This window comes from Thermobacillus sp., assembly GCF_003390775.1.
Taxonomy (GTDB): Bacteria; Bacillota; Bacilli; order Paenibacillales; family Paenibacillaceae; genus Thermobacillus; species Thermobacillus xylanilyticus.
In genome coordinates this window covers 21,948-44,102 of record NZ_QEWA01000022.1, presented here as the reverse complement: position 1 = coordinate 44,102, position 22,155 = coordinate 21,948, and the positions used below count along the sequence as shown (strand labels likewise).

General features: G+C 61.2%; 24 protein-coding genes. 3 read left to right on the top strand and 21 right to left on the bottom strand.

Annotated features, from left to right (window positions below):
* Nucleotides 1-37: 37 nt before the first annotated feature.
* The 14 genes from C6W55_RS01895 to C6W55_RS01830 all read right to left on the bottom strand — a co-directional run bounded on the left by C6W55_RS01895 (nt 38) and on the right by C6W55_RS01830 (nt 11,339).
* Nucleotides 38-1,075 (bottom strand): NAD(P)H-dependent glycerol-3-phosphate dehydrogenase, encoded by a 1,038-nt coding sequence (locus tag C6W55_RS01895; protein ID WP_286891162.1) that lies wholly within the window; start codon nt 1,073-1,075, stop codon nt 38-40.
* Complete coding sequence (gene plsY / locus C6W55_RS01890) at nt 1,065-1,679, bottom strand: glycerol-3-phosphate 1-O-acyltransferase PlsY (RefSeq protein ID WP_286891161.1); 615 nt, start codon at nt 1,677-1,679, stop codon at nt 1,065-1,067. Before plsY ends, C6W55_RS01895 begins: the two co-directional genes overlap by 11 nt.
* Before the next feature lie 12 nt (nt 1,680-1,691).
* Nucleotides 1,692-3,014: a ribosome biogenesis GTPase Der gene (der, locus tag C6W55_RS01885; RefSeq protein WP_286891160.1), complete on the bottom strand. Its 1,323-nt coding sequence runs from the start codon at nt 3,012-3,014 to the stop codon at nt 1,692-1,694.
* A gap of 97 nt (nt 3,015-3,111) precedes the next feature.
* Entirely contained in the window at nt 3,112-3,702 is a 591-nt protein-coding gene (locus C6W55_RS01880; protein ID WP_286891159.1) for a hypothetical protein, read from the bottom strand.
* 131 nt (nt 3,703-3,833) lie between these two features.
* A complete protein-coding gene (rpsA, locus tag C6W55_RS01875; RefSeq protein ID WP_286891157.1) occupies nt 3,834-5,069 on the bottom strand; it encodes a 30S ribosomal protein S1 in 1,236 nt (411 codons plus the stop codon).
* Nucleotides 5,070-5,167: 98 nt separating this feature from the next.
* A complete protein-coding gene (locus C6W55_RS01870; protein ID WP_286891155.1) occupies nt 5,168-5,743 on the bottom strand; it encodes a lysophospholipid acyltransferase family protein in 576 nt (191 codons plus the stop codon).
* Complete coding sequence (gene cmk / locus C6W55_RS01865) at nt 5,740-6,450, bottom strand: (d)CMP kinase (protein WP_015254755.1); 711 nt, start codon at nt 6,448-6,450, stop codon at nt 5,740-5,742. The genes C6W55_RS01870 and cmk overlap by 4 nt, the downstream gene beginning before the upstream one ends.
* A gap of 89 nt (nt 6,451-6,539) precedes the next feature.
* Nucleotides 6,540-6,740 (bottom strand): hypothetical protein, encoded by a 201-nt coding sequence (locus C6W55_RS01860; RefSeq protein WP_015254756.1) that lies wholly within the window; start codon nt 6,738-6,740, stop codon nt 6,540-6,542.
* A gap of 75 nt (nt 6,741-6,815) precedes the next feature.
* Nucleotides 6,816-7,469, bottom strand: coding sequence for a flagellar brake protein (locus C6W55_RS01855; protein WP_286891152.1), 654 nt, complete (start codon nt 7,467-7,469; stop codon nt 6,816-6,818).
* An 81-nt stretch (nt 7,470-7,550) separates the two neighbouring features.
* Entirely contained in the window at nt 7,551-8,927 is a 1,377-nt protein-coding gene (gene ypeB / locus C6W55_RS01850) for a germination protein YpeB (RefSeq protein ID WP_286891150.1), read from the bottom strand.
* A gap of 75 nt (nt 8,928-9,002) precedes the next feature.
* Nucleotides 9,003-9,191 carry a hypothetical protein gene (locus C6W55_RS01845; RefSeq protein WP_353682005.1) on the bottom strand — a complete coding sequence of 63 codons (189 nt, stop codon included), beginning with the start codon at nt 9,189-9,191 and terminating at the stop codon, nt 9,003-9,005.
* 14 nt (nt 9,192-9,205) lie between these two features.
* A complete protein-coding gene (prsW, locus tag C6W55_RS01840) occupies nt 9,206-9,913 on the bottom strand; it encodes a glutamic-type intramembrane protease PrsW (protein WP_015254760.1) in 708 nt (235 codons plus the stop codon).
* 125 nt (nt 9,914-10,038) lie between these two features.
* Nucleotides 10,039-10,650, bottom strand: a complete 612-nt coding sequence (locus C6W55_RS01835) for a genetic competence negative regulator (RefSeq protein ID WP_015254761.1) — start codon at nt 10,648-10,650, stop codon at nt 10,039-10,041.
* A 359-nt stretch (nt 10,651-11,009) separates the two neighbouring features.
* Nucleotides 11,010-11,339 (bottom strand): hypothetical protein, encoded by a 330-nt coding sequence (locus tag C6W55_RS01830; RefSeq protein ID WP_286891146.1) that lies wholly within the window; start codon nt 11,337-11,339, stop codon nt 11,010-11,012.
* Nucleotides 11,340-11,493: 154 nt separating this feature from the next.
* On the opposite strand from C6W55_RS01830, the gene C6W55_RS01825 reads away from it, so the two are divergent.
* Nucleotides 11,494-12,426 carry a polysaccharide deacetylase family protein gene (locus C6W55_RS01825; protein WP_286891145.1) on the top strand — a complete coding sequence of 311 codons (933 nt, stop codon included), beginning with the start codon at nt 11,494-11,496 and terminating at the stop codon, nt 12,424-12,426.
* Here C6W55_RS01825 and C6W55_RS01820 read toward each other — a convergent pair.
* The 3 genes from C6W55_RS01820 to C6W55_RS01810 are packed head-to-tail and all read right to left on the bottom strand — an operon-like array spanning nt 12,374 to nt 14,129.
* The gene (locus C6W55_RS01820) at nt 12,374-13,243 is read right to left on the bottom strand and encodes a metallophosphoesterase (protein ID WP_015254764.1); all 870 of its coding nucleotides are present in this window, start codon (nt 13,241-13,243) and stop codon (nt 12,374-12,376) included. The two genes, C6W55_RS01825 and C6W55_RS01820, sit on opposite strands and share 53 nt — an antisense overlap.
* A gap of 44 nt (nt 13,244-13,287) precedes the next feature.
* On the bottom strand, nt 13,288-13,539 hold the full coding sequence (locus C6W55_RS01815) for a hypothetical protein (protein WP_015254765.1): 252 nt from the start codon (nt 13,537-13,539) through the stop codon (nt 13,288-13,290).
* Nucleotides 13,536-14,129, bottom strand: coding sequence for a CPBP family intramembrane glutamic endopeptidase (locus C6W55_RS01810; RefSeq protein WP_015254766.1), 594 nt, complete (start codon nt 14,127-14,129; stop codon nt 13,536-13,538). The genes C6W55_RS01815 and C6W55_RS01810 overlap by 4 nt, the downstream gene beginning before the upstream one ends.
* An 87-nt stretch (nt 14,130-14,216) precedes the next feature.
* Here C6W55_RS01810 and C6W55_RS01805 point away from each other — a divergent pair, with 87 nt between their 5' ends.
* Both C6W55_RS01805 and serA read left to right on the top strand, forming a co-directional pair.
* Nucleotides 14,217-15,122: a hypothetical protein gene (locus tag C6W55_RS01805; RefSeq protein WP_286891143.1), complete on the top strand. Its 906-nt coding sequence runs from the start codon at nt 14,217-14,219 to the stop codon at nt 15,120-15,122.
* Nucleotides 15,123-15,333: 211 nt separating this feature from the next.
* Nucleotides 15,334-16,923, top strand: coding sequence for a phosphoglycerate dehydrogenase (gene serA, locus C6W55_RS01800; RefSeq protein ID WP_286891142.1), 1,590 nt, complete (start codon nt 15,334-15,336; stop codon nt 16,921-16,923).
* 136 nt (nt 16,924-17,059) lie between these two features.
* Here serA and C6W55_RS01795 read toward each other — a convergent pair whose 3' ends face one another.
* The 4 genes from C6W55_RS01795 to resB are packed head-to-tail and all read right to left on the bottom strand — an operon-like array spanning nt 17,060 to nt 22,151.
* Nucleotides 17,060-18,499, bottom strand: a complete 1,440-nt coding sequence (locus C6W55_RS01795) for a HAMP domain-containing sensor histidine kinase (RefSeq protein WP_015254769.1) — start codon at nt 18,497-18,499, stop codon at nt 17,060-17,062.
* Nucleotide 18,500: 1 nt separating this feature from the next.
* On the bottom strand, nt 18,501-19,217 hold the full coding sequence (locus C6W55_RS01790) for a response regulator transcription factor (protein WP_015254770.1): 717 nt from the start codon (nt 19,215-19,217) through the stop codon (nt 18,501-18,503).
* A 25-nt stretch (nt 19,218-19,242) separates the two neighbouring features.
* Nucleotides 19,243-20,502, bottom strand: coding sequence for a cytochrome c biogenesis protein CcsA (ccsA, locus tag C6W55_RS01785; RefSeq protein ID WP_286891141.1), 1,260 nt, complete (start codon nt 20,500-20,502; stop codon nt 19,243-19,245).
* Nucleotides 20,499-22,151 (bottom strand): cytochrome c biogenesis protein ResB, encoded by a 1,653-nt coding sequence (resB, locus tag C6W55_RS01780; protein ID WP_286891202.1) that lies wholly within the window; start codon nt 22,149-22,151, stop codon nt 20,499-20,501. The genes ccsA and resB overlap by 4 nt, the downstream gene beginning before the upstream one ends.
* Nucleotides 22,152-22,155 lie beyond the last annotated feature (4 nt).

Below are 22,155 nucleotides of genomic sequence, written 5' to 3'. Positions count from 1 at the left end.
CGTCATCCGCGGACGAGAAACGTTCGCATCTGAGCCTTCACTCGGCTTCCAGCCAGGCTTTCGCCACTTCTTCGCTTTCGTGCGTCCGGACGCGGCCCATCAGCGCTTCCACCGCCGCCTTCGGCGGCTTTCCTTCGAACAATACGGCATGCAGCTGCTCGGTGATCGGCATCGGCACGCCATACCGGCGGCTGAGCGCATAGGCGGCACGCGTCGTGCCGACGCCCTCGACGGCCATGCCCATCGATGCAAGCACTTCGTCCAGGCTCATGCCGCCGGCAAGCATCGAACCGGCGCGCCAATTGCGGCTGTGCCGGCTCGTGCACGTCACGACCAGATCGCCCACGCCGGCGAGCCCGGCGAACGTCAGGAGCTGGGCGCCCATCGCCTGGCCGAGACGTCCGATCTCCGCAAGACCGCGCGTAATCAGGGCGGCCTTGGCGTTGTCCCCGTATCCGAGGCCGTCGGACAGCCCGGCGCCGAGCGCAATGATATTTTTGATCGCGCCGGCGACTTCCACGCCAATGACATCCGGATTCGTATAAACGCGGAAATAGGCGTTCATGAAATAGTCCTGCACCGCTTCCGCCGCTTCCTTCGACATCGATGCGGCGACGACCGTCGTCGGACAGCGCCGGACGACTTCCTCCGCGTGGCTCGGTCCCGACAGCACGACGATGGAAGATTCCGGCCGCGCGAGCTCTTCGGCGAGAATGGTGCTGATCCGTTTGAGTGTATCGCGCTCGAACCCTTTGACGGCATGGACGACATAGGCATTCTGCGGGATGCAGCCGGCCGCCTTTCTCGCCACTTCCCTTACCGAAGATGAAGTCGCGGCGAACACGACGATGTCCGCGCCGATCAGCGCCTCGGCCATGTCCGTCACGGCCCGTATCCGTTCATGCAATACAACGTTCGGCAGATAGGTGCTGTTCGTATGATGCCGGTTGATCTCGTCCGCCTGTTCCGCCCGCCTTGTCCATACTGTCACGTCGCAGCCGTTGTCGGCAAGGACGGTCGCAAGAGCCGTTCCCCAGCTCCCGGCGACGAGTACGGCAGCGCGCTTATTTTCCATTCGGCACTCCTTTCCCGGCTCCGAGCTTGTGTTCCTGCCCCCGGACCAGTTTCACGATATTCGTGCGATGCCGGATGAATGCATAGACGCAAATCAGCAGACTGACCCAGAACAGCTCATAAGGCATGGACAAAACAAGAATGAAGACCGGCAGGAGGGCGGCAAAGATCAGCGAGCCGAGCGAAACATACCGCGTAATGGCGATTGCGGCGATCGCGATGATGCCGGCAAGGAGCGCGGGCCAGAACGCAAGCGTCGCCATGACGCCGATCGTCGTGGCAATGCCTTTGCCGCCCTTGAAGCGGAACCAGATCGGCCAATTGTGGCCGGTGATCGCAGCCGCCCCGCACAGGATCGGCACCCAGATCTCGCCGTCGCCCAGCCATTGCCCGATCAGAACCGCGGCAATCCCCTTGGCCACGTCGAGCAGGAAGACGGCGGCCGCCGGGCCTTTTCCGAGCACGCGCAGCGTGTTCGTCGCGCCCGCGTTTCCGCTGCCGTGCTGCCGGATGTCGATGCCCTTGACCCAGCGCGCGATCAGGATGCTGAAGGATACCGAGCCAAGCAAGTAACTCGCCGCGACTGCAATAATCGATGCCAACAACCAGACTTCCCCCTAATCCTCGTCAGACTTCTTGCGCACAATGATGCGGAGCGGCGTGCCTTCGAACGCGAACGCCTCCCGGATCTTGTTCTCCAGATAACGCGAGTAGGAGAAATGCATCAGTTCGGGATCGTTGACGAAAAGCACAATCGTCGGCGGCTTGACCGCAACCTGGGTCGCATAGTTGATGCGAAGCCGTTTGCCCTTGTCCGTCGGCGGCGGATTGACCGCGACGGCGTCGGCGACAATATCGTTCAAGAGATGCGTCTGCACCCGCATCGCGTGCTGTTCGGCTACATGTTCGACGACGGGCAGCAGCCTGTGCAGCCGTTGCTTCGTCTTGGCCGACAGGAACACGATCGGCGCGTAGGACATGAATTGGAACTGGTCGCGGATACGCAGTTCGAACTGCCGCATCGTCTTGTCGTCCTTCTCCACGGCATCCCATTTGTTCACAACGAGCACCGATGCCTTGCCCGCTTCGTGGGCATAGCCGGCAATATGTTTGTCCTGCTCGATGATGCCTTCCTCCGCGTTGATCAGCACCAGCACGACGTCGGATCGCTCGATCGCTTTAAGCGACCGAAGCACACTGTATTTCTCCGTCGTCTCGTAAATTTTGCCCCGCTTGCGCATGCCGGCGGTGTCGATCAACACGAACTTCCGCCCGTCTTTCTCGAACGGCGTGTCGATCGCATCGCGCGTCGTGCCCGCCACGTCGCTGACGATGACGCGTTCTTCGCCCAGGATGGCGTTTACCAGCGATGACTTGCCGACATTCGGGCGTCCGATGAGCGCCACCCGGATCACATCATCGTCGTACTCCTCTTCCGAAGGTTCAGGCAGCGCTTCGACAACCCGGTCGAGCAGATCGCTGATGCCGGTGCCGTGTGATCCGGAAATCGCGATCGGATCCCCGAAACCAAGGCTGTAAAATTCGTAAATGGAGTCGATTCTCCCGGGGTTGTCGACCTTGTTCACCGCGACGACGACCGGTTTGCCCGAGCGGAACAACAGGCGCGCAACCTCTTCGTCGGCATGGGTGAGCCCCGCTTTGCCGTCGACCATGAACACGATGACATCGGCTTCGTCGATGGCCAGTTCGGCCTGCGCCCGCACCGAGCGCATGATCTCGTCTCCGGCGTCGATCTCGATGCCGCCGGTGTCCACAATGCTGAACGTCTTTCCGTTCCATTCGCCTGATCCGTATATTCGGTCGCGGGTTACGCCGGGCTTGTCTTCCACGATGGCAAGCCGATCACCGATGATGCGGTTGAAAATGGTGGACTTGCCGACATTGGGCCGCCCGACGATCGCGACAACGGGTCTTGCCATCCTTGCCCACTCCTTGATCATCATTCGACCAGCATTCAGCGATCGGAAAGCTTAACTTATACAATATACCATAGAAACGCCTTCATCCGGAAATGGATCATTCGGCACCGCGGTTCGCACGCGGCCGCAGACGGCCGGCCAGCGCCGCGGCACCGCGCACAAGCACCGTAACCGCCCGCGCCGCGGAGAGCGATGCGAGAAATCCGTCCAGCCATGCCCATCCTCCGTCCACAGCGGGAGCAGCCCATTCAGCCGCGATCGCCGCGGCGGCGACGGCTGCGAATTGCGCGCGGAAGTGCCCTGCCGCGGCGGCGGTGAGAAAGCCTGCCGCCAACGGTCCGTCCAGCTGCGCGTCCCAGAGAATGAACACCGGATCGGCCGCATACAGCTTCCTCAGCCAGATCCAGGCGATGCTCCCGAGAACGGCGCCGGCCAACGCCTGAAGGCGCTTGCCTGGCTCGGCCTTCCGCAGCAAGGCGCAGGCGCCGAAGACCGTCAGCCATTGCGGCAGCGCCGACCCGGCCAACCCGGTCCATACGCCGGCAAACCCGCATGCGGCCAGCAGCGCAGCGGCCAGCACGGCTGCGCGAAGGGGCGGGACATCATCGAGGAGCTGCTTCTTCCATCCGGTCGCGAGCAATATGCCGGCCGTTACCATCACCCAGGCCGTCGTCCAACCAGCATTCACCGGCTATCCCTCCTCGCCCTATTATGCGCCGGAAGGCCGCATACGTTGCGGGCGACGGAAGAGCCGCAAAGAGGGCCGCCCCCGCACGGATCGGCGATCCGGTGAAGACGGCCCCACTGTCGACGTCGGGTTTATTTAAGTTTGCTGAGTTTGTCGCCGAAACGCTCGCCGAGCGTGAAGCTCAGGTTCTCTTTCGGGATGGATTCAACCTGATCGCGGCCGCCTCTGTTCCGCTCCGAACGGGACGGCTGCTCCGGCGCTTCCTCGGTCTCCTTGATGCTGAGCGAGATCCGCTTCTCGGCCGGATTGAAGTCGAGCACCTTCGCTTTCACTTCCTGGCCTTCCTTCAGCACTTCATGCGGCGTCGCGATATGGCGATGCGCGATCTGCGAGATGTGAACGAGGCCTTCCACACCGGGCGCCACTTCAACGAACGCGCCGAAGCTTACGATGCGCTTCACGGTGCCGGTGACGATGTCGCCGTTGTGGAACTTGTCAGCCGCAAGCTCCCACGGACCGGGCTGCGCTGCTTTGATGCTCAGGCTGATCTTGCCTGCTTCGGGATCGACCTTCAGCACTTTCACTTTCACTTGCTGTCCTTCGGAGACGACGTCGCGCGGATGGGCGACATGTTCCCAGGCCAGCTCCGAAACGTGCACCAGACCGTCGATGCCGCCGATGTCGACGAACGCTCCGAACGGCGTCAGGCGCTGCACGGTGCCTTCAATGATCTGACCCGGCTCAAGCGAGTCCATGATGCGACGCTTGTTCGCTTCGTACTCTTCTTCGAGCACTTCCTTGGCCGACAGGATGACCTTGTTCGTCTCCCGGTCAAGCTCCTTGATTTTGACGCGCAGCGTTTGGCCTTTGTAGCTGCTGAAATCTTCGACGTAGTGGCGCTCGACCATCGATGCCGGAATGAAGCCGCGGACGCCCACGTCGACGACGAGACCGCCTTTGACCACATCGGCGACCGTCACCTCGAGCACTTCGCCTTTCTCGAATTGCTCCTGCAGCCGATCCCATGCTTTCCCGGCATCGACCTGGCGTTTCGAGAGGACGAGGCGCTCCTTGTCATCGTCGATGCTGATGACCTTGAGCTCCAGTTCCTGGCCGACCTGCACGGCATCCGCCGCGTTGTCGAGTTGTACAGCCGACAGTTCCCGAAGCGGAATGACACCGTCATATTTATATCCAAGGCTTACATAAGCCTGGTTGTCCTCGATCTTGATGACCGTGCCTTTCACAATATCGCCTTTCTTCAGGGTGACCATCTGATCCAGATTTTGCTCCGTAATGGTCTCCGCCGCGGTTTCGGCTTGAGTTTCCGCTGCCGCGGTTTCCAGGTTTTTCGTTTCTTCTGACATGGACACTAACCTCCTCGATTCTGCCCCAACTTTATTTAAACCCGCCGGCCGCTGTTGAAACGGTCGGCGCATTTAAAACGAATGAATGATTCATCTGCCTATCCGACTTGCAACTCGCGGATGCGTTGCATGATGAGCTCAGTCGCCTGATCCAGCGCTTCGCCGTCCGTACCGTCGGCATACGGCGAAAGGTCGACCGGCGGCCCGTAGATGACGTGTGTCCTTCGGAACAGCCGGTAGCCTCCGACGATTCGGCACGGTACGACCGTCGCTCCGCTCCGGATCGCGAGCAACGCGGCTCCGCGTTTGGCGGAGGAAGCGTCCGAATTGCGTGTTCCTTCAGGAAACATGAGGATCGCATGACCATCCCGCAGCAGCTGCAGAGACGTCTTGATCGCTTCTTTGCTGACGCCGCCCCGCTTGACGGGAAATGCCCCGAGCGCCGTAATGAGCGCGGCGAACGGTTTGAACTTGAACAACTCCGACTTGGCCATGTAGTGAAGGCGCCGCGGCACGTAAATGCCGAGCGTCGGCGGGTCCAGCACGCTGATATGGTTCGAGCATATCAGCACGCCGCCTTCCCGGGGCACGTTCTCCACGCCGTAGGCTTTGAGCCGGAACAGCAATGTGTAGAGGATCCGCAGCACAACCCGGGCGATCTCGTAGAGGTTCATGATCTGCCCGCCTCCGCGATCGATCGTCCGGCGAGCGCGGCGATGCGTTCCGCCGCCTCTTCGGCCGTAAGCGTCGTCGTATCCAGGACGATCGCGTCCTCTGCCTTGACGAGCGGGGAAATTTCCCGGCTTGCGTCCTGCCGGTCCCGTTCGGCGATCTCCTCTTCAAGCATCTCGAGCGTCATCCCCTGCGCCCGCCCGCTTTCCTCGTACCGTCTTCGCGCACGCTCCTGCACGCTTGCCGTAAGAAAAACCTTGAGTTCCGCGTCGGGCAGCACGTGGGTGCCAATGTCCCGGCCGTCCATGACGACGCCGCCTTCCCGGGCCATGGCGCGCTGCAGTTCCACCAGTCTGGCCCGCACAGCGGGCACCGCCGCATAGGCCGGGACAACCGATGTCACTGCGCGGGACCGGATCTCATCCGTCACGTCCTCGCCGTTCAGGCGAACGCGCTGCACGACATCGCCCGGTTCCAGCCGGATGTCCAGCTCCGACACCAGTTTTTCAAGCTCGCCTGTCATCCCGGGCTCGACGCCCGCGCGAAGCGCAGCCAGCGCAACCGCCCGATACATAGCGCCCGTATCGATGTAAACGTAGCCGAACCTGCCGGCTACCAGACGGGCAACCGTGCTCTTGCCGGCCCCCGCCGGACCGTCGATGGCGATCGCGATGCGCCGCGGACTGCTGTCCTGCGCAATGTTCGTCAGCGTAAACCCCTCCAGCGACCATCATGAAAAAAGCAGGCACGGCCTGCCAAACGCGAAAATTATACCACATACCGCAGCAGGATGCAAAATTATCTGTCCCCGTGCGGCACGCCTTCGAGGCGTTCCGTCTTTGACAGAAACGGCCGTATGCCGTCCATATGCAGCGCCGTCTGCGCCGCGACAATGAGCGCGATCAGTACGGCGATGATGACGGCCAGCCGCATGCAAATCCTGTCCGCAGCGGCCGTCCACATCCTGCGACCGCTCCGACCCGCATTCCGTTGATCCATCCGCCGCTCCCCCTTCCTCGGAATGGGCAGTATTCCCGAATATCGGGAATCCGATGCGCGGCGGACGGACGCACGTCAATGTTTGCGGAATTCGAGCTGGCGCTCGAAACAGTATCGGATAATTTTCTGTCGTTCGCTGTCCGAGATTTCGATGAACTTGGCCATGACCTGATTCCGGCCGGACTCGAGCTTCTTCACCCGCACGACTTCCGGTTTGAAGAAAGCGTGCTCGATCGTTCCGTTCTTGTAGGGCAACAGCAGCCAGCACTCCATCACATCGCCGGCATTGAACGCCCATCTGGGGTCCGTGGTGAAAGAGATGCCTCCCCCGCCGATGTCGTCCGTGTATGCCAAGAACCGGACCTGGTTCGCAAGCTTGACGGCCAGCTCCAGCACCGCCGGGACGCGGAGAAAGCTTCGCCGCTGCACCTTTCGGATCGAATCGGGATCCGGCCTGCGGACGGCGACCAGCTGGATGACATCGTCGCGGAAACCGAGCACGTGCGTGTTGAAATAATGCTTCACGCCACCTTCCGTCAGGTAGTAAGCCGATAGTTCGTCCCCGGGAAACAGCCGTTTGTACCGGCCCGTCTGTTCCTCGAGCGGCACCTCGATGTACAGTGTATCGTCCTGAACGTCAGCGATGCGCGATTTGTACACGGCCTTCGCATCTTCTTCATCCGATGATGCCACCTGCAGATACAGGAACGTATTGACTTTCGGCTCCAATTCGGTCTTCCCCCCCATTACATGAAATTATATCATGGGAAGAAAGACACAACCAGCAGGAATTGCGGCGCGAAAAGCTTTTTATCCGGCTAGCGCCCGCTCACGCCCCGCTCCGGCGTCTTCTGCCGTCTGATATCGTTCGATTTTCTCCTCCACCCCGTTCTCCGCGTTGATATAGATTTTGTACCGCCCACCGTTGATCCGCCCGGCGAACTCGTGGCAGAGCACTTCTTCGTCCAGATCGTTCTTGATGACAGCAAGCTGCGACCGTTCCATCCGGAATTCCGGATTCAGCCTTGCCCGTGCCTCCGCTTCGTCGATCGCCGGTTTCGGCAGGTTCCGCTCTTTGTGCTCGTAGACATAATCTGCCGCCTGAAGTCCGATCACTTCGCCGCGGTCGAGCGCCACCTTGACCGTCAGCTTCTCGGGGTAGATGACCGCACCATCCTGAACCGGCGCATAGGTCAGATTCACCGCGTTGTCATACGGGTCGACCGCGATCGCCTTCATTTCCGGATAGCCGCGCTCCTTAAGAAACTCGCGCGCCGCCCGCTCGGCGTCGTCCAGGCTGACGGTCCGCTGATTGCCGATCTCGCGCGGATTCATGTACCAGATCAGCTCTCCACCCCGCTTCGTAAAGTCCATCTGAATCGTCACGCCGTCCCCCGTGTTCACGGTGGCGGAATAGACGGCATATTCCGTGCCACGCGCGTTTTCCGTCACCTGCACGGCGGACGGACTGTCAAGACCGAGCAGCCTGGCTGCTTTCTTCCGCACGTCGTCGACGGAGACGGGATTGCCCGACAGAATGTCGACCGTCCGTTTGCGATACATGGCGGCCACCGGACGTCCCCAATCCAGCTCCGCGTATTTGGCAATCTTGTTGTCCACCGTCTTGAAACCGTCGATGATCGCATTGTCCCGCGGCGAATCTTCGGAAGCGAGCGCCAGCTCGACATCCATCCAGCGCAGGTTATCGGCCAGCACCTTCTGCTGCACCACGTGCAAATCCTTGGCGATATCTTCAGCCGACTGATACAACGTTTTCAGCGTGGCCAACTCCTGTTCGGTCAGCGGCTGCTTCGTCAGATCGCGGATCGCCGTCTTGTACGAAAAATTGGCGATCCTCGACAGAAATTCCTCGGTCTGGTTGAACGGCAGCAGCGTAAGCGGCAGCTGGTTGACCTCGCTCTGCGCCTGGCTCGTGATGCGCCAGATGTTGATCAAGCCCTTGCGCTGGTACGAATGCGAAGACGCATTCACCGCGAGCGTATTGCCCAGCTGCTCGTGCAGTTGGTCGATATGCGCGTTGAGCTCGTGGAAAGCGCGTTGATACTGGTTCTCCGCCTTGATGAGCAGACTGTTCTTCTCCTGGTGTTCCCTGTATCCCCAGAAGGCTGTGCCCGCAAGCAGAACGGCGAAGACAGGGAACAGCACCGCGCTGAGACGCGTATACATAAGGCAAAGCTCCTTTCGCTGGCAAACTTGGCTTTAGTTTGCTTGGGCGGAAGGAGCTTTATGCACCGCTGACGATCACTCCCAGTGCTCGTCGATCTCGAAATCCTCGGTATTGTCGCACAGGCATTGGCGGAAGCCGGTGTCGATCCGGCCTTTGTCCCGCCTGCCGCGAAGGATGAATTTCTCGCCGCACCGCCTGCAGCGGATGCGCACTTTCACCCGGTTCGATGCCGCCGTAGTCACTTGCGCTACCCGTCCTTTCATGTCTTCTTGGCCCATTATGGACGGATCCGCTGCATTTTAATCTCGTCTTCGCGCGGAATGGAGCGGAAGGGCGACCGGTCGTTGGCGCGCCTTATTTTCAGCCCGCCCCGGAACCACAGGTAGGCCATGAGCGGAGCCATCAGCATCATCCAGTATTGCTTGAACACGAGCAGAATATAATCGAACGCGCCATGCCAGAATAACGGTATCAGGAATGATGCGGCGAGATACCTGCCGGATTTCGCGCTTGCGAACTTTGCCTTGCCGATATAGTAGCCCATCAGCACCCCGAACAGCGCATGGCCGGACACGGGCAGCAGCGCCCGCAGGAGGAGCGATCCGAACGAAGCGGGCAGGAGCAGCGCGTACAGCGCGTTTTCGAGCGTGGCGAACCCGAGCGAGACTGCGACGGCGTAGACGATGCCGTCATAGGGCTCGTCGAATTCGGTGTGGTTGTATATCATATGATAGAGCACGAACCATTTCATCGTTTCCTCGATGCCCGCGGAAATGAGGAAAGCCTGCACGAACGGGGACTCGCCGAGTTCGAGCGTGAGGCCGCGCTGGATGACGGCGATGGGAAGCACGATGAGCGCTCCGACGATGAACATGCGCGCTACCATGTGAATCGGTTCTGCATCATATCGGTCTTTCAGATAGAAATAGGCGAGCAGCGCGATGCCCGGCGCGACGGCCGCCGTGAGCATCGACAACATCCACATGCGGCCATCCCTCCCTTCACCGGGGCGCTGCCGCCCCGCACAGCCCGCATGAATGACAGAAGCGCGCCCGAAAGCGGACCTTCGCCTTCGGATGCGCTTCAATATCGGACAGCCGATCGACAAGATCAGAACCGTGCGTTGATCTCTTTCACGGCATCGGATGCGAAGATGACTTTGCCGTATTCCTCAAGCACGGCTTCCGTCACGGACGCCGCTTCGCCGTATTCGGCGAGCACCGCGGTTATCGCCTGATAACGGGACTGCTCGACTCCCGACGAGTCGAAAGCAAGCAGGTACAACCCCTTGTAGGCATAGAGCTTGCCGCCGATTTCCGGACCGGCTGCGGCAAGCCTGCGCGCCGCGGCGACGACGTCTTCGAAATCCCGGAACGCATAGAGGATCGTATCGCTGATCTCCAGCGTCAGTTCCATCTCGTACAACTCGTCGTCGTGTTCACGCTCGTCATCATCCGCATAACCGTGATGATCGACGTCTCCGCTGCCTCGGGTGACGATGACAACCATCCCTTGCGCCGGAAGTCCGATCACTTCGACCGCCAGGGGACCGCTCGCTTCAAATCCCAGTTCGCTGTAAGCCTGGTCCATCATTTCGCTGAACAGTTCATGCACCTTGGGAATTTCGCGCCACAAGTCCTCCTTCTGAATCCCCCGTTCAAGGAGGTCGTCCAACGTCAGGAAGATGCGGATCTTGTCCTGACTGAGCCGCTCAATCTTCATGATGGCTCTCCCCCTCTGCAGCATCGTACATTTCTGCCCTGCGACCCTGCCGGACGAACCCATGTCCACAGGCAAGATCTTGCTTCTATGTTATCATGGATGCCGGCGAAATGCACTAGGAAACGAGGAAGAAAGCAAACCCAATTCCCCGGGAAAGCAAACAACGGGCTGCGGACGAGCCCGGACGGCGAAAAAAGCCGGAACAGAAGCTATGTACCAGCCGCTTCCGCGGGCTGCGCGCGCCTCGGCGGTGCGGCATTCGCGCTGCAATCACCGCGTCGGGATTGTCCGAAAGCCATCCCCCGCGATGACTTCCAGGCCAATCCCGACCGGCCATATTCGCGGGCGGCTGCGCGCCGTCAGTGCTGTTTGTCCTGTTCGGACGCCGCATCGCCGGCTTCGGTCAGAATCCGCTCCGCTTCATGTTTCACGCGGGCATCCGCGTTGATCAACGAACGGATCGTGTTCCAGGACGAACCGGATTCGGATTTGCAGGCATGCTCGCCGCTGCGCTCCTCGGCGCCGAACCGGCGGTTCAGCACCTGCTCGATCATCCTGTGCTTCGCGCTGGTCATCAGTTGATCCGCCCTGCGGACGAACCATTCGACCGAACCCGGTTTTCTGCGGGACAGAATGATGCCGGCCGCGATGCCGATCAGGCCGCCCGCCACAAATCCGCGCATGCGCATTCGCGGGTCCCTCCTCGTGTGTCAAATGGATTGCGTACCTAGTGTTGCCCGAGCCAATGGCGCCAATCCGGATCAAAATCAGGAAGCCCGGGTCGATGGATGGGCGGGATGCCCCGTGTTACAATGTTGGGGACACCCAAGGGAGGCGATGACGATGCGAAAACCGGCGCTTGCGCTTGCGGCCGCAATGCTGCTGATGACATCCTGCGGACAGGGAACCGCGGACAGTAACGGCGCGGAGATCCAAATGGACGATGCAGGCTTGGGCAATGCCGGCGCGGCGGATGAAACGGTGCAGCCGGGAGCGGAAAACGCTGCGGACAGCGGGGCCGGCGAATCCGATGAAAGCGAAGATCCCGGTTCATCCGAAGGAGAGACCGGAGCCGATGGCGATGAAGACACCGCGAGTGCTCCCGCCGCTCCGCAATACCGGATGAACGGCGCGTACCGTTTCGAACCGATCGATGAAACGGCAGCTTCGAAGGTTGTGCTGCTGACGTTCGACGACGGGCCCAAGGATCGGGCGATTCTGGAACAGATGCTGGATGCGCTGGACAACCACCAGGCGAAAGCGGTCTTCTTCGTGAACGGCTACCGCGCGGTGAAGCAACCCGAACTGCTCGAGCTGATCCACGAACGGGGCCATATGATCGGCAATCATTCCTGGGACCACATCGACCTGAAGAAGGAAAATGAAGAGACCGTGCGCGACCAGATCGGCCGCGTCCAACAGCTGGTTGAGGAGACGATCGGCGAAGCGCCGAAGATGTTCCGGCCGCCTTTCGGATCGGGCGGCGAGTATGTCAGGGGCATCGCGCTGGAATTCGGCCTGCTCTTCACGACGTGGTCGAACGGATCGCTCGACTGGGATTCCAGCACGAAGAACAAGCCGGATGCCGTGATCCAAAACGTGCTCGACCAGCTCCATCCCGGAGCCAACATTCTGATGCACGAGCTGCCCTGGACCGCGGAAGCGCTCGATGAGCTGCTCGGAAAAATCGAGGAGGCGGGATACGGCTTCCTCGATCCGGCGCTCATCGAGATTCCGGACCCTGACCTGACGAACGGTGAAGGCAACGGAGCGTGAACAGATGGGCTTCCGCCGGCGCCGACAGGCGCAGCGGAAGATGCGACGTGCCATAGCCGCAGCTGACGAACAACCGGGGGCGTCCGGCGCCTCCGGTTGTTTTGCGCCGCGGCGGCGTCCGCCAGCCGCGCAGATAGCGAAGATGGCCGCGGGCAAGCGGTCCGATGAGCGGAAGGACGATTTGGCCGCCGTGCGTATGCCCGGCGAGGATGAGATCCGTCCGGCGCGCGTCCTCGGCCGTCATCCGTTCGACGATCAGCGGGTCATGCGCCAGCAGAATGGTGAAGGCCGGCCGGCGGCCGGGGCGAGTCCGGCCGCGCAGCGCGGCGCGGACATCGTCCCGCCCCGCGCTCAGATCATCCACGCCGGCCAGACGGATCGCCTGACCATCCCGTTCGATGATGCGCGATTCGTTTCGAAGCAGGGCGACCCGTTCTTCCCGAAGCAGTTCGGCAAGCGATTCGGCGTCCTCGTCATAATCGTGGTTGCCGAATACCATGAACACCGGCCCGATGCCGGACAGAAGCCTGACATTCGCTCGGACCCGTTCAGCCGGCACGCCGCCCTCCGTCAGATCGCCGCCGATCAGCACAAGATCCGCGCCTCCCGCTTCCGCGGCAAGCCGGATCAGCGACGGATGGACGGTTCGCCGGTGAATGTCGCTGATGAAGAAGATTCGGAAACCGTCAAACGCGGCGGGAAGCCTCGGCAGTACGACCTCTTCCCGGCGCAGCCGCACGCGGAACGCTTCCCGCACCATGACGGCCCCGAGCACTGTGCATGCCGCGGCAGCCGCCGCGGCGCACCACACGATCACGCAACGTCCTCCTTCCCCGCCGAAGGTCTCCCGGCAGGCCTGCTTCATCCTCCGGACAATTCACGCCCGTACAGGAACAGCGCCGTCATCAAAGCCAGGAACAGTGCGATGAGCACATTGTAGAACCAACGCGCCGTCTGATATTTGTTCGACGGAAATTTCACCCGGCGCGGCGGCAGCGGCGTCTCTTCCGCCTGTTGCTCGTTCACACGGCGGCCATCAGGCGACGAATGCGAAACGGAGTAAGATTTGGAGCGCCGCCTGGACAACGGAAATTCGTCTCGTTGATCCTTCATGATTCCCTCCGAAACCGAATTATCAGACCGCCCGCGGCGTCGATCAGAAAATGCGCGGCGATCGGCGCCCATAGCGTTCCGGTCTCGATATAGATCCATCCGAGCCCGTAGCTGGTCAGGAAGACGAGGCCCGTCGGAATCCAGTGCTTCAGATAGCGGACATGGATCGCCGCGAACACGATGCTGGTCCAGTACGGACCCAGATGATGCTGCACCGCCCCGCGGAACAGCAGTTCTTCGCACAACGCGGCCGTCGCCGAGATCAGCAGGATATGCCAGACCGGCCGGCTGCGGAACAGCCTGTCGTTGACGCCGCCGTCGTCCGCCGCTTCTTCGGGCATCCAGCGTTCCGCGGCAAGATTGACCAGGAGCGCCATGGCCGCAAGTCCGGCGCCCCAACAGAGAAATTGCAGCCCGTCCGGCCAAGCCAGAAGCGCAATCGGATTCTGCCCCTGAAAAATCAGCCAGGCCGTTCCGATAATAAGCATAAGGGCTTGCGTCGCGTACAGATTGAGCAGCAGCAGACGATCATCCAGATCATGGACGGTGACGCGCCGCAACTTGAAGTTGCGCAGGTTGAATTTTTTCATCGTTCGACCGCATGTTTCCTTTTTCGAAAATTTCCCCTATACTGGAGAGCGTTTGACTCTATCATACATCGTATGAAGGAGACTGTCATGGAGAAGCGATTGCCACGGACGGAATTGCTGTTCAGCCTCGGATTTCTTTTCATGCTTGCTGTAGCCGTCGCCACCTTCTTTCTGGGCATGAAGATCGGGACGGAGCGAACCGAAGCGCGGTATGCGCCGAAGCATTCGGAGACGTCGCCGCCCGCCGTTGCGGCCTACCAGCAGCAAGATCTTTTGTCATATTACTATACGGTCTATCAGCCGTTCCGTTCCTTCACCGGCGAATGGATCCGGGAAGCGTCGAACATGAAAGCCGGACAGGCGCCGGATCCGGCCAAGCGGCTCAAATCGCTGGCCGCTGTCGCGAACGACCGCTACAAGGAAGCGGAGCGCGCGGACATTCCGTCGTCCTCCCCGCTGCTCGTCGATGCCCAGACGAATGTGTTGAAGAGCCTGAAGCTTTTCTCGGAGACATTCAGCCGCCATGCGAACGGTGAGGCCGCGGATGCCCGGACCGTCATCCGCCGGATCGGTGAAGACGCGATCTACCGGCAGGCCCTCGATTATGCGCTGCTGGCGGAAAAGCAATATTTTGACGCCATGGTGAAGTGGGGAGCATCCCTCGAACCCGACCTTCCGGACCAGGTGCCGGATAGTCCCGGCATGACGCTCGAAACGTGGAACAGCCAGCCGCTTCTGATGAAGAACGCGATCGCGGCCGGTCTGCTCAAGGAACGCCGGGTGCTGCCGGACTATTATCCGCAGGATCTGGCCGCGCGGGTCGATCACTTCTTCGATTCCGGCCAGGCGGCGGGCTTCGGAATCTTGTCCGTGGATCGGGCCGTGGAGATCCTCCTGCGGACGGAAGCCGTCCGCAGCGGCGACTTCCTGGAGAAACGGGCCGTCTACGGCGGTGAACTGCTTCCGCAGCTTCCGATGTTCAGCGGAAGTTGAGACACCTCCCGGATTCACCCTGATTGTTGCTGAAATTTTCATATTTAAGCAACAATGACAATTGCACGAAAACGATGTTTGCTATAAAATAGTTAAAGTCTGCAAGCCATATCGGTGCAGTGCGTGATATGAAACTCTCGTCCGAGACGGCAGACGGCATCGGGCGGGGGTTTCCTTATTTTGCATTTTGGCACGGGAGGTTCATGGGGGCATGTTCAGAATTCTCGTAATGGATTCGATCAGCGACCACGGCATCCAGCAGCTGATCGATGCGGAAGACGTGACCGTCGACAAGAAGACGGGCCTGAGTGAAGACGAGCTCGCCGCCATCATCGGCGATTACGACGCGTTGCTCGTGCGCAGCCAGACGAAGGTCACCGCCCGCATCATGGACGCCGGCAAAAAGCTGAAAGTCGTCGGACGCGCGGGCGTCGGCGTCGACAACATCGATCTGGCGGCCGCAACCGAGCGCGGCATCGTCGTCATCAACGCGCCGGACGGCAACACGATCACGACGTGCGAGCATACCTTCGCCATGATGATGGCGCTCGCCCGCCATATCCCGCAGGCTTACGCCAAGACGATCTCCGGCGCATGGGACCGCAAATCGTTCGTCGGCGTCGAGCTGCGCAACAAGAAGCTCGGCATTCTCGGCATGGGCCGGATCGGCAGCGAGGTGGCCATCCGCGCGAAGGCTTTTGGCATGGAAGTGCTGGGCTACGACCCGTTCCTGACGGAAGAGCGGGCGGACAAGCTGGGCGTCAAGCTGTCCACCGTGGAAGACATTGTGCGTACGGCGGACTTCATCACGGTCCATACCCCGCTCACGCCGGAAACCCGCCACATGATTTCGCGTCCGCAGTTTGAGATCATGAAGCCGGGCATGCGCATCATCAACTGCGCGCGCGGCGGCATCATTGACGAGCAGGCGCTGGTCGAAGCGATAGACAGCGGCATCGTTGCCGGCGCCGCCTTCGACGTGTTCGAGTCCGAGCCGCCGGCGCCGGATCATCCGTTCCTCCGCCATCCGAAGATCATCGTGACGCCGCATCTCGGCGCATCGACGGTCGAGGCGCAGGAAAACGTGGCGATCGACGTGTCGGAACAGGTGCTCCACATTCTGCGCGGAGAACCGTTCAAGAACGCGGTGAACATGCCGTCGATTCCGTCGGAGGTTCTGAACAAGCTGCAACCGTACTATCCGCTCACCGAGAAGCTCGGCAAAGTCGCCGCCCAGCTCGCGGAAGGCGCGGTGGAAGAGATCAGCGTCAGCTATTCGGGCGAAGTTGCCGACATCGACACCTCCTCCCTCACCCGCTCCGTCGTCAAGGGCGTGCTCTCGCACCATCTCGGCGATGATCAGGTGAACCTGGTGAACAGCCTTCATCTCGCGAAGACGCGCGGCGTCAACATCGTGTCGAACAAGTCGTACACGCACAAAGGCTTCACCAACCTGATTACCGTGAAACTGCGCACGAAGGGCGAGGAACGGCTCGTCTCCGGCACCCTGCTGAACGGTCTCGGCGCCCGCATCGTCCAGATCGACCAGTTCCCGGTGGACATCGCGCCGGAAGGCAATCTCGTACTCGTCAGCCACCATGACAAACCGGGCATCATCGGCCGCGTCGGCACGCTGCTCGGCTCGAACGACGTCAACATCGCGACGATGCAGGTCGGCCGCAAACTGGTCGGCGGCGAAGCGATCATGGTGCTGTCCGTCGACAAGCCCGTGCCGAAGGACGTGCTGGCGGAAATCTCCAGACTGCCGGATCTGAAGAATGCAAAAGAGATCCACGTGTAAGCCATAAATGCAACGAGGGCTTGATCCCCGCCGTTCGATGAACGGCTTTCGGATCAAGCCCTTTTACGATTCAACCACGCAACGCCTGTTCCACGACGAACAAGAAAACCCGCAGCGATTCGACGGGCGCGGACGGCTACGGCTGCGCCGGTTCGACAGGAAGCAGCAGCGTGAACGCCGTGCCCCGCCCGACCTCGCTCTCCACGCTGATCCGGCCGCGGTGCGCCTCGACGATGTTCTTCACGATGGCGAGGCCGAGGCCCGTGCCGGAGCTTGCCCCGCGCTTGCGCGCCTTGTCGGCTTTGTAGAACCGCTCGAAGATGTACGGCAAGTCTTCTGCCGGAATGCCCTGTCCTTCGTCCCGCACAACAACGCGGATATGGCGGCGGCCGTCTATGGCCGCCGGATCCGCCTTCAGTTCGATCGCCGCACCGGCCGGCGTGTGGCGCATCGCGTTGTCGAGCAGGTTCGTGAGCACCTGTTCCAGCCGGTCTTCGTCGGCGGCCTTCAGGATCAGCGGATGATCCGGAAGCGCGCTGCTCAGCCGGATGTCCCGTTCCTTGGCGTAGACGAGGAATTTGCGGTGCACGCGCTGGATAAGGTCGCTGATGTTCACCACTTGCTGCTTGATCTCGAAATGGCCGTTCTCCATCCGTGCGAGGTCGAGCAGGTCGTTCACCAGCCGGCCCATCCGCACCGACTCGTCATGGATGATGCGGGCGATGTCGCGCCGTTCCTCGGGCGACGCCGCGATGTCGTCCAGCAGCGCCTCGCTGTATCCCTGCAGCATCGACAGCGGCGTGCGGATCTCGTGCGAGACGTTCGCGATGAAATCGGCCCTGAGCTTCTCCAGCCGGTATTCTTCCGTCACGTCGCGCAGCACGGCGACGGCCCCGCGCACGCCCTGCTCGGATTTGAGCGGCGCCATGACGACCGACCAGACCTCGTTGTGAACGTGAACTTTGCCGCTCAGATCGCGTCCTTCCCGCAGCACGGCGTCGTACAGCTCGCGCAGCGGCCCCGGCACGCCGCCGTGCCGCTCGTCCGCATCCGGTTCGCCTTCCCACACGATGCCCGCCCATTGCTTCAGCAAGTCTTCTCCCTGCGGGTTGGACTGGATCGTCTGCCCCCGGGCGTCGAAGGTGATGACGGCGTCCGTCATGCTGCGCAGAATGCCGGCAAGATGGTCCTTCTCATGCTGCAGATCGCGGATCAGCTTGTCGACTTCGGCGGCCATATGGTTGAACGTGCCCGCGAGCTCCCCGATCTCGTCGGTGGAGCGGATCGGCAGGCGCATCCGGTAATCGCCCTGCGCGATCAGATCCGCCGCCCGTTTCATTTCCAGCAGCGGCTGGGTGATCTTGAACGACAGGAAGAACGCAAAGAACGTCGTCAGCAGAAAGCCGATGACGCCCGTGATGACAAACAGCAGTTTGATGTTGTAGGCGTTGTTCGAAAACGCCAGATCGATGTATTGCAGCAGGAACATGCCGAGAATGACGAGGACCACCGCGACCAGTCCGATGATTGTCGCCCACAGCTTGAAGACGACGCTCCGCACGAAGCGCAGGATCATGTCACTTCGGCACCTCGAGTTTGTATCCGACGCCCCAAACCGTCGTAATCATCGCCGCCGCTTCCGGCGACACCCGGTTCAGCTTCTCGCGCAGCCGCTTCACGTGGGTGTCCACCGTGCGCAGGTCGCCGAAGAACTCGTAGTTCCATACATCTTTCAGCAGATCTTCCCGGGTGAAGACTTTGTCCGGCGACAGGGCCAGGTAGTGGAGCAGCTCGTATTCCTTCGGCGTCAGCTGGACTTCCTGCCCGTTTGCCGTGACGCGATGCGCATCATGTTCGATCATCAGGTGCGGGAACACGATGTTGTTGCTTGCGTGCGTCTCCCGCGTCAGGTAGGCGGTCGCCGAAGAGCGGCGAAGGATCGCCTTCACGCGGTAGATGACTTCGCGCGGGCTGAACGGTTTCACGACGTAGTCGTCCGCGCCGGCTTCGAATCCCTGCACCCGGTTCATCTCTTCGCCCTTGGCGGTCAGCATGAGCACCGGCGTCGCCTTCGACTGCCGCAGCTTCGAGCAGACCTCGATGCCGTCCATGCCGGGCAGCATCAGATCGAGAATGACGAGATCGTAGTCCCGCTCGAGTGCCATCCGGAGCGCCTGCTCCCCGTCCTCCGCTTCCTCGATCTGATAGTTCTCCTTCTCGAGATACATGCGCAGGAGCCGCCGGATGCGCTCCTCGTCATCCACGACCAGAATCCGTTCCGTCTGTTCCGACACCGTTCCCACACTCCTTCATGGTGAATCAGACGCCGGCGTACGAATGAAGGCCGGCGATGATCAGATTGACGCCGATCAGGGTGAACATCACGATGAGAAATCCGATGACCGACAGCCATGACGACTTGAGGCCATGCCACCCGCGCGACAGCCGCAAGTGAAGATACGCGCTGTAAAACAGCCACGTGATGAGCGCCCAGACTTCCTTCGGATCCCAGCCCCAGAACCGCCCCCACGCCTGCTCCGCCCAGATCATGGCGAAGATGAGGGCGCCCAGCGTGAAGATCGGGAATCCGATCGCGATCGCCCGGTAGCTGATCTCATCCAGATCGTCCGGATCGATGCCGTCCAGCAGCGGATGGATGACGGCGCCGAGCGGCTTGCGCGCCAGGAGGCGGAGCAAGCCGTACAGGATCGTCCCGCTCAAGACAGACCAGATCACCGTGTTCAGCTTCCGTCCCGCGTTCACGCCGTTCATCCAGCCCGGCGCTTCGAACAGCGGCCTGTCGAGCCCCAGGAACGGCTGGATCGATACGGTCTCGCTGGCGTGCGGTTTCACGATCGGCGGCAGCTGGTATTCAACGGTCTGCGTCGTCAGCTGTTCGTTGCCGCGCGCGTCGATCGACAGCTTTTCCTGCAGAAAAACGGCTTCGTAGCCGGCTCCGCGGAACGCGAAGACCGTGATGATAAAGCCGGCGACGACGATCAGCACATACAGCGAAAACTCCAGCCAGCGCTGCGATCTGCGTGCGGAAGCGCTCTTGTCGTTATAATCGGTTACGCGCAGCAAATACATGAGGCCGGCGGCAAAGCCGACGGCGAAAAACGCCTCGCCGAGCGCAGCGCCCGTCACGTGCAGCCTCAGCCAGTTGGACTGGAGCGACGGCACGAGCGGCTGCACCTCCTGCGGGAAGACCGCAGCATACGCGATGATCAGAATCGTCAGCGGCAGCGCGAACATACCGAGCAACGGGGATCGGTAGATCGCGAACAGGATGGTGAACGCGATCATGATCGACATCCCGAGCAAGGTCAGGAACTCGTACATGTTGCTCGTCGGAATATGGCCCGCCCCCGCCCAGCGGGTGAAGAAGAACACCAGGTGGGCGGCGAGGCCGAGCGACGAGAAGACGAACGCGATTCGGCCCCACTTGCGCAAATGGCCTTCCGGTTCGCGATTCTTCCATTTTCTCCCTATGACGGCAATTACATATAGCAGGAACGCGACGCAGTAGAGCGCGAACGCGGTGATGAACGCTCCGCTGCTGATGGATAGCCAGTTCACTCTCTTTTACCTCCGTTATCCAGCGACTTCGGGTCGACGTCGAGCCCCGCCCCGCGCAAGGCGGCGGCGACTTCCGCCCTGAGGCCGTACCAGTTCTTGTTCGTATGCGCGCCGAGCGTCAGCCGGCCGTCGTCGATGCGCAGCCATACCCGGCGATGCTGCCAGTAGAATCCCATGACCAGCCCGATCAGCGAGATGAAGGCGCCGACGAAGATGAACGGCAGCGCCCGGTCGACGCGGACATTGAGATAGCTGACGTCGCCTGCGAATTCCACGTTCGCCATGTCCGTCACGCGAATGTCGAACCGTTCGGCCATTTCGCCGTTGATCAGGTCCTGGCCGAACCGCTCGCGGTCGGTCCGGATCGGGAAGTAGAAGAACGTCTCCCCTTCCGCCGGCAGATCCGGCCCCTGGATCAGGAACAGGAACGCCGGCGCGTTCGGCTGGGACGACAGGTTCGCCGGCTCGCCGTTTGCGTTCACCGTGAAATCGAGGAACCGGGTGATCAGCTTCAGCCGGTACGGTCCGAGTTCATATTCCGATTCCGGCTCGAGGATCGACAGCTCGAAAGGTCCGTACGATTCGCCGCTCTTCAGATCCATCAGCACCGGACGGACCGCCTTGAGCCTCGGCGTCGTGTCGTAGTCGAACTGGTACAGCTTGAGCCCCTTGTATTCGAGCGGGTCGTTGACGAGAATGTCGTGCGTTTTCACCTTGCGCAGGACGGGTTCCAGCGCCGTGCTGCCGCAGTTCGCTTCGCATACGTACAGCTCGGCCTTCGTCTCGAACCGCTTCGGGCGCATCGTCCCCTTCAGCCGATCCGGCATTTCGTCATCCGAGTAGTACTCAACCTCGAAATCGATGTTTTTCACATAATAGTTCGTTTCGGGAATCGGCACGGCCTCGCCTTCCCGCACGGCCACATATTCATCCAGCTGCCAGCCGGGGATGGCGCGGGCGAGGACGGCCAGCAGGAAAATAATCAGCCCGATATGGTTGATGTACGGCCCCCACCGGCTGAACCGGTTCTTCTCGGCGAGCAGCGCCGTCTGTTCCGCCGCGACGCGGAACCGCTTCTTCCTGAGCTGCTCCGCCAGCTTCCGCGTCCATTCCTCGTCGCCGCCTTCCAGATCCGCGGCATAGGTCACCCGCTGGCGCGTCAGGAACTGGAGATGCTTCCGGATCTGCTGCTTGTTCAGCGCCCGGTACAGCGGCAGCACCCGGTCCAGGCTGCAGATGACGAGCGAAGCGCCGATCATGACGAGCAGCGTGATGAACCACCACGACTCGTACGTATGGGACAAGCCGAGCGCATAGTAGATTTTGCCGGCCAGCCCGTAGTTCTCTTCGTAATATGCGGGATCGAAATTGATGAACGTGTTCTCCTGCGGATAGATCGTGCCGAGCATCGCCCCGATCAGCGTGATGACGATCAGGACGACGGCCACCTTGACCGAGGAGAAGAAATTCCAGATGCGGTCGATCAGATTCGGATTCGCCTTCTGCGACCGGCGCGCCACGCCGTCATACCGCATCTCGAGCGGGCGGTTCGACAAGGCCTCCTCGCCGAGCGGCTTCCCGCAAGATTCGCACAGCGTCGTATCCGGCGGATTCTGGTGCCCGCATTCGCATTTCGTGTTTTCAAACAATGCC

Coding starts and splice junctions, on each gene's coding strand:
- C6W55_RS01895 (WP_286891162.1), bottom strand. CDS start 1,075: ATGGAAAATAAGCGCGCTGCCGTACTCGTCGCCGGGAGCTGGGGAACG.
- der (WP_286891160.1), bottom strand. CDS start 3,014: ATGGCAAGACCCGTTGTCGCGATCGTCGGGCGGCCCAATGTCGGCAAG.
- rpsA (WP_286891157.1), bottom strand. CDS start 5,069: ATGTCAGAAGAAACGAAAAACCTGGAAACCGCGGCAGCGGAAACTCAA.
- C6W55_RS01870 (WP_286891155.1), bottom strand. CDS start 5,743: ATGAACCTCTACGAGATCGCCCGGGTTGTGCTGCGGATCCTCTACACA.
- C6W55_RS01860 (WP_015254756.1), bottom strand. CDS start 6,740: ATGGATCAACGGAATGCGGGTCGGAGCGGTCGCAGGATGTGGACGGCC.
- ypeB (WP_286891150.1), bottom strand. CDS start 8,927: ATGTATACGCGTCTCAGCGCGGTGCTGTTCCCTGTCTTCGCCGTTCTG.
- C6W55_RS01845 (WP_353682005.1), bottom strand. CDS start 9,191: ATGAAAGGACGGGTAGCGCAAGTGACTACGGCGGCATCGAACCGGGTG.
- prsW (WP_015254760.1), bottom strand. CDS start 9,913: ATGTGGATGTTGTCGATGCTCACGGCGGCCGTCGCGCCGGGCATCGCG.
- C6W55_RS01835 (WP_015254761.1), bottom strand. CDS start 10,650: ATGAAGATTGAGCGGCTCAGTCAGGACAAGATCCGCATCTTCCTGACG.
- C6W55_RS01830 (WP_286891146.1), bottom strand. CDS start 11,339: ATGCGCATGCGCGGATTTGTGGCGGGCGGCCTGATCGGCATCGCGGCC.
- C6W55_RS01825 (WP_286891145.1), top strand. CDS start 11,494: ATGCGAAAACCGGCGCTTGCGCTTGCGGCCGCAATGCTGCTGATGACA.
- C6W55_RS01815 (WP_015254765.1), bottom strand. CDS start 13,539: ATGAAGGATCAACGAGACGAATTTCCGTTGTCCAGGCGGCGCTCCAAA.
- C6W55_RS01810 (WP_015254766.1), bottom strand. CDS start 14,129: ATGAAAAAATTCAACCTGCGCAACTTCAAGTTGCGGCGCGTCACCGTC.
- C6W55_RS01805 (WP_286891143.1), top strand. CDS start 14,217: ATGGAGAAGCGATTGCCACGGACGGAATTGCTGTTCAGCCTCGGATTT.
- serA (WP_286891142.1), top strand. CDS start 15,334: ATGTTCAGAATTCTCGTAATGGATTCGATCAGCGACCACGGCATCCAG.
- C6W55_RS01795 (WP_015254769.1), bottom strand. CDS start 18,499: ATGATCCTGCGCTTCGTGCGGAGCGTCGTCTTCAAGCTGTGGGCGACA.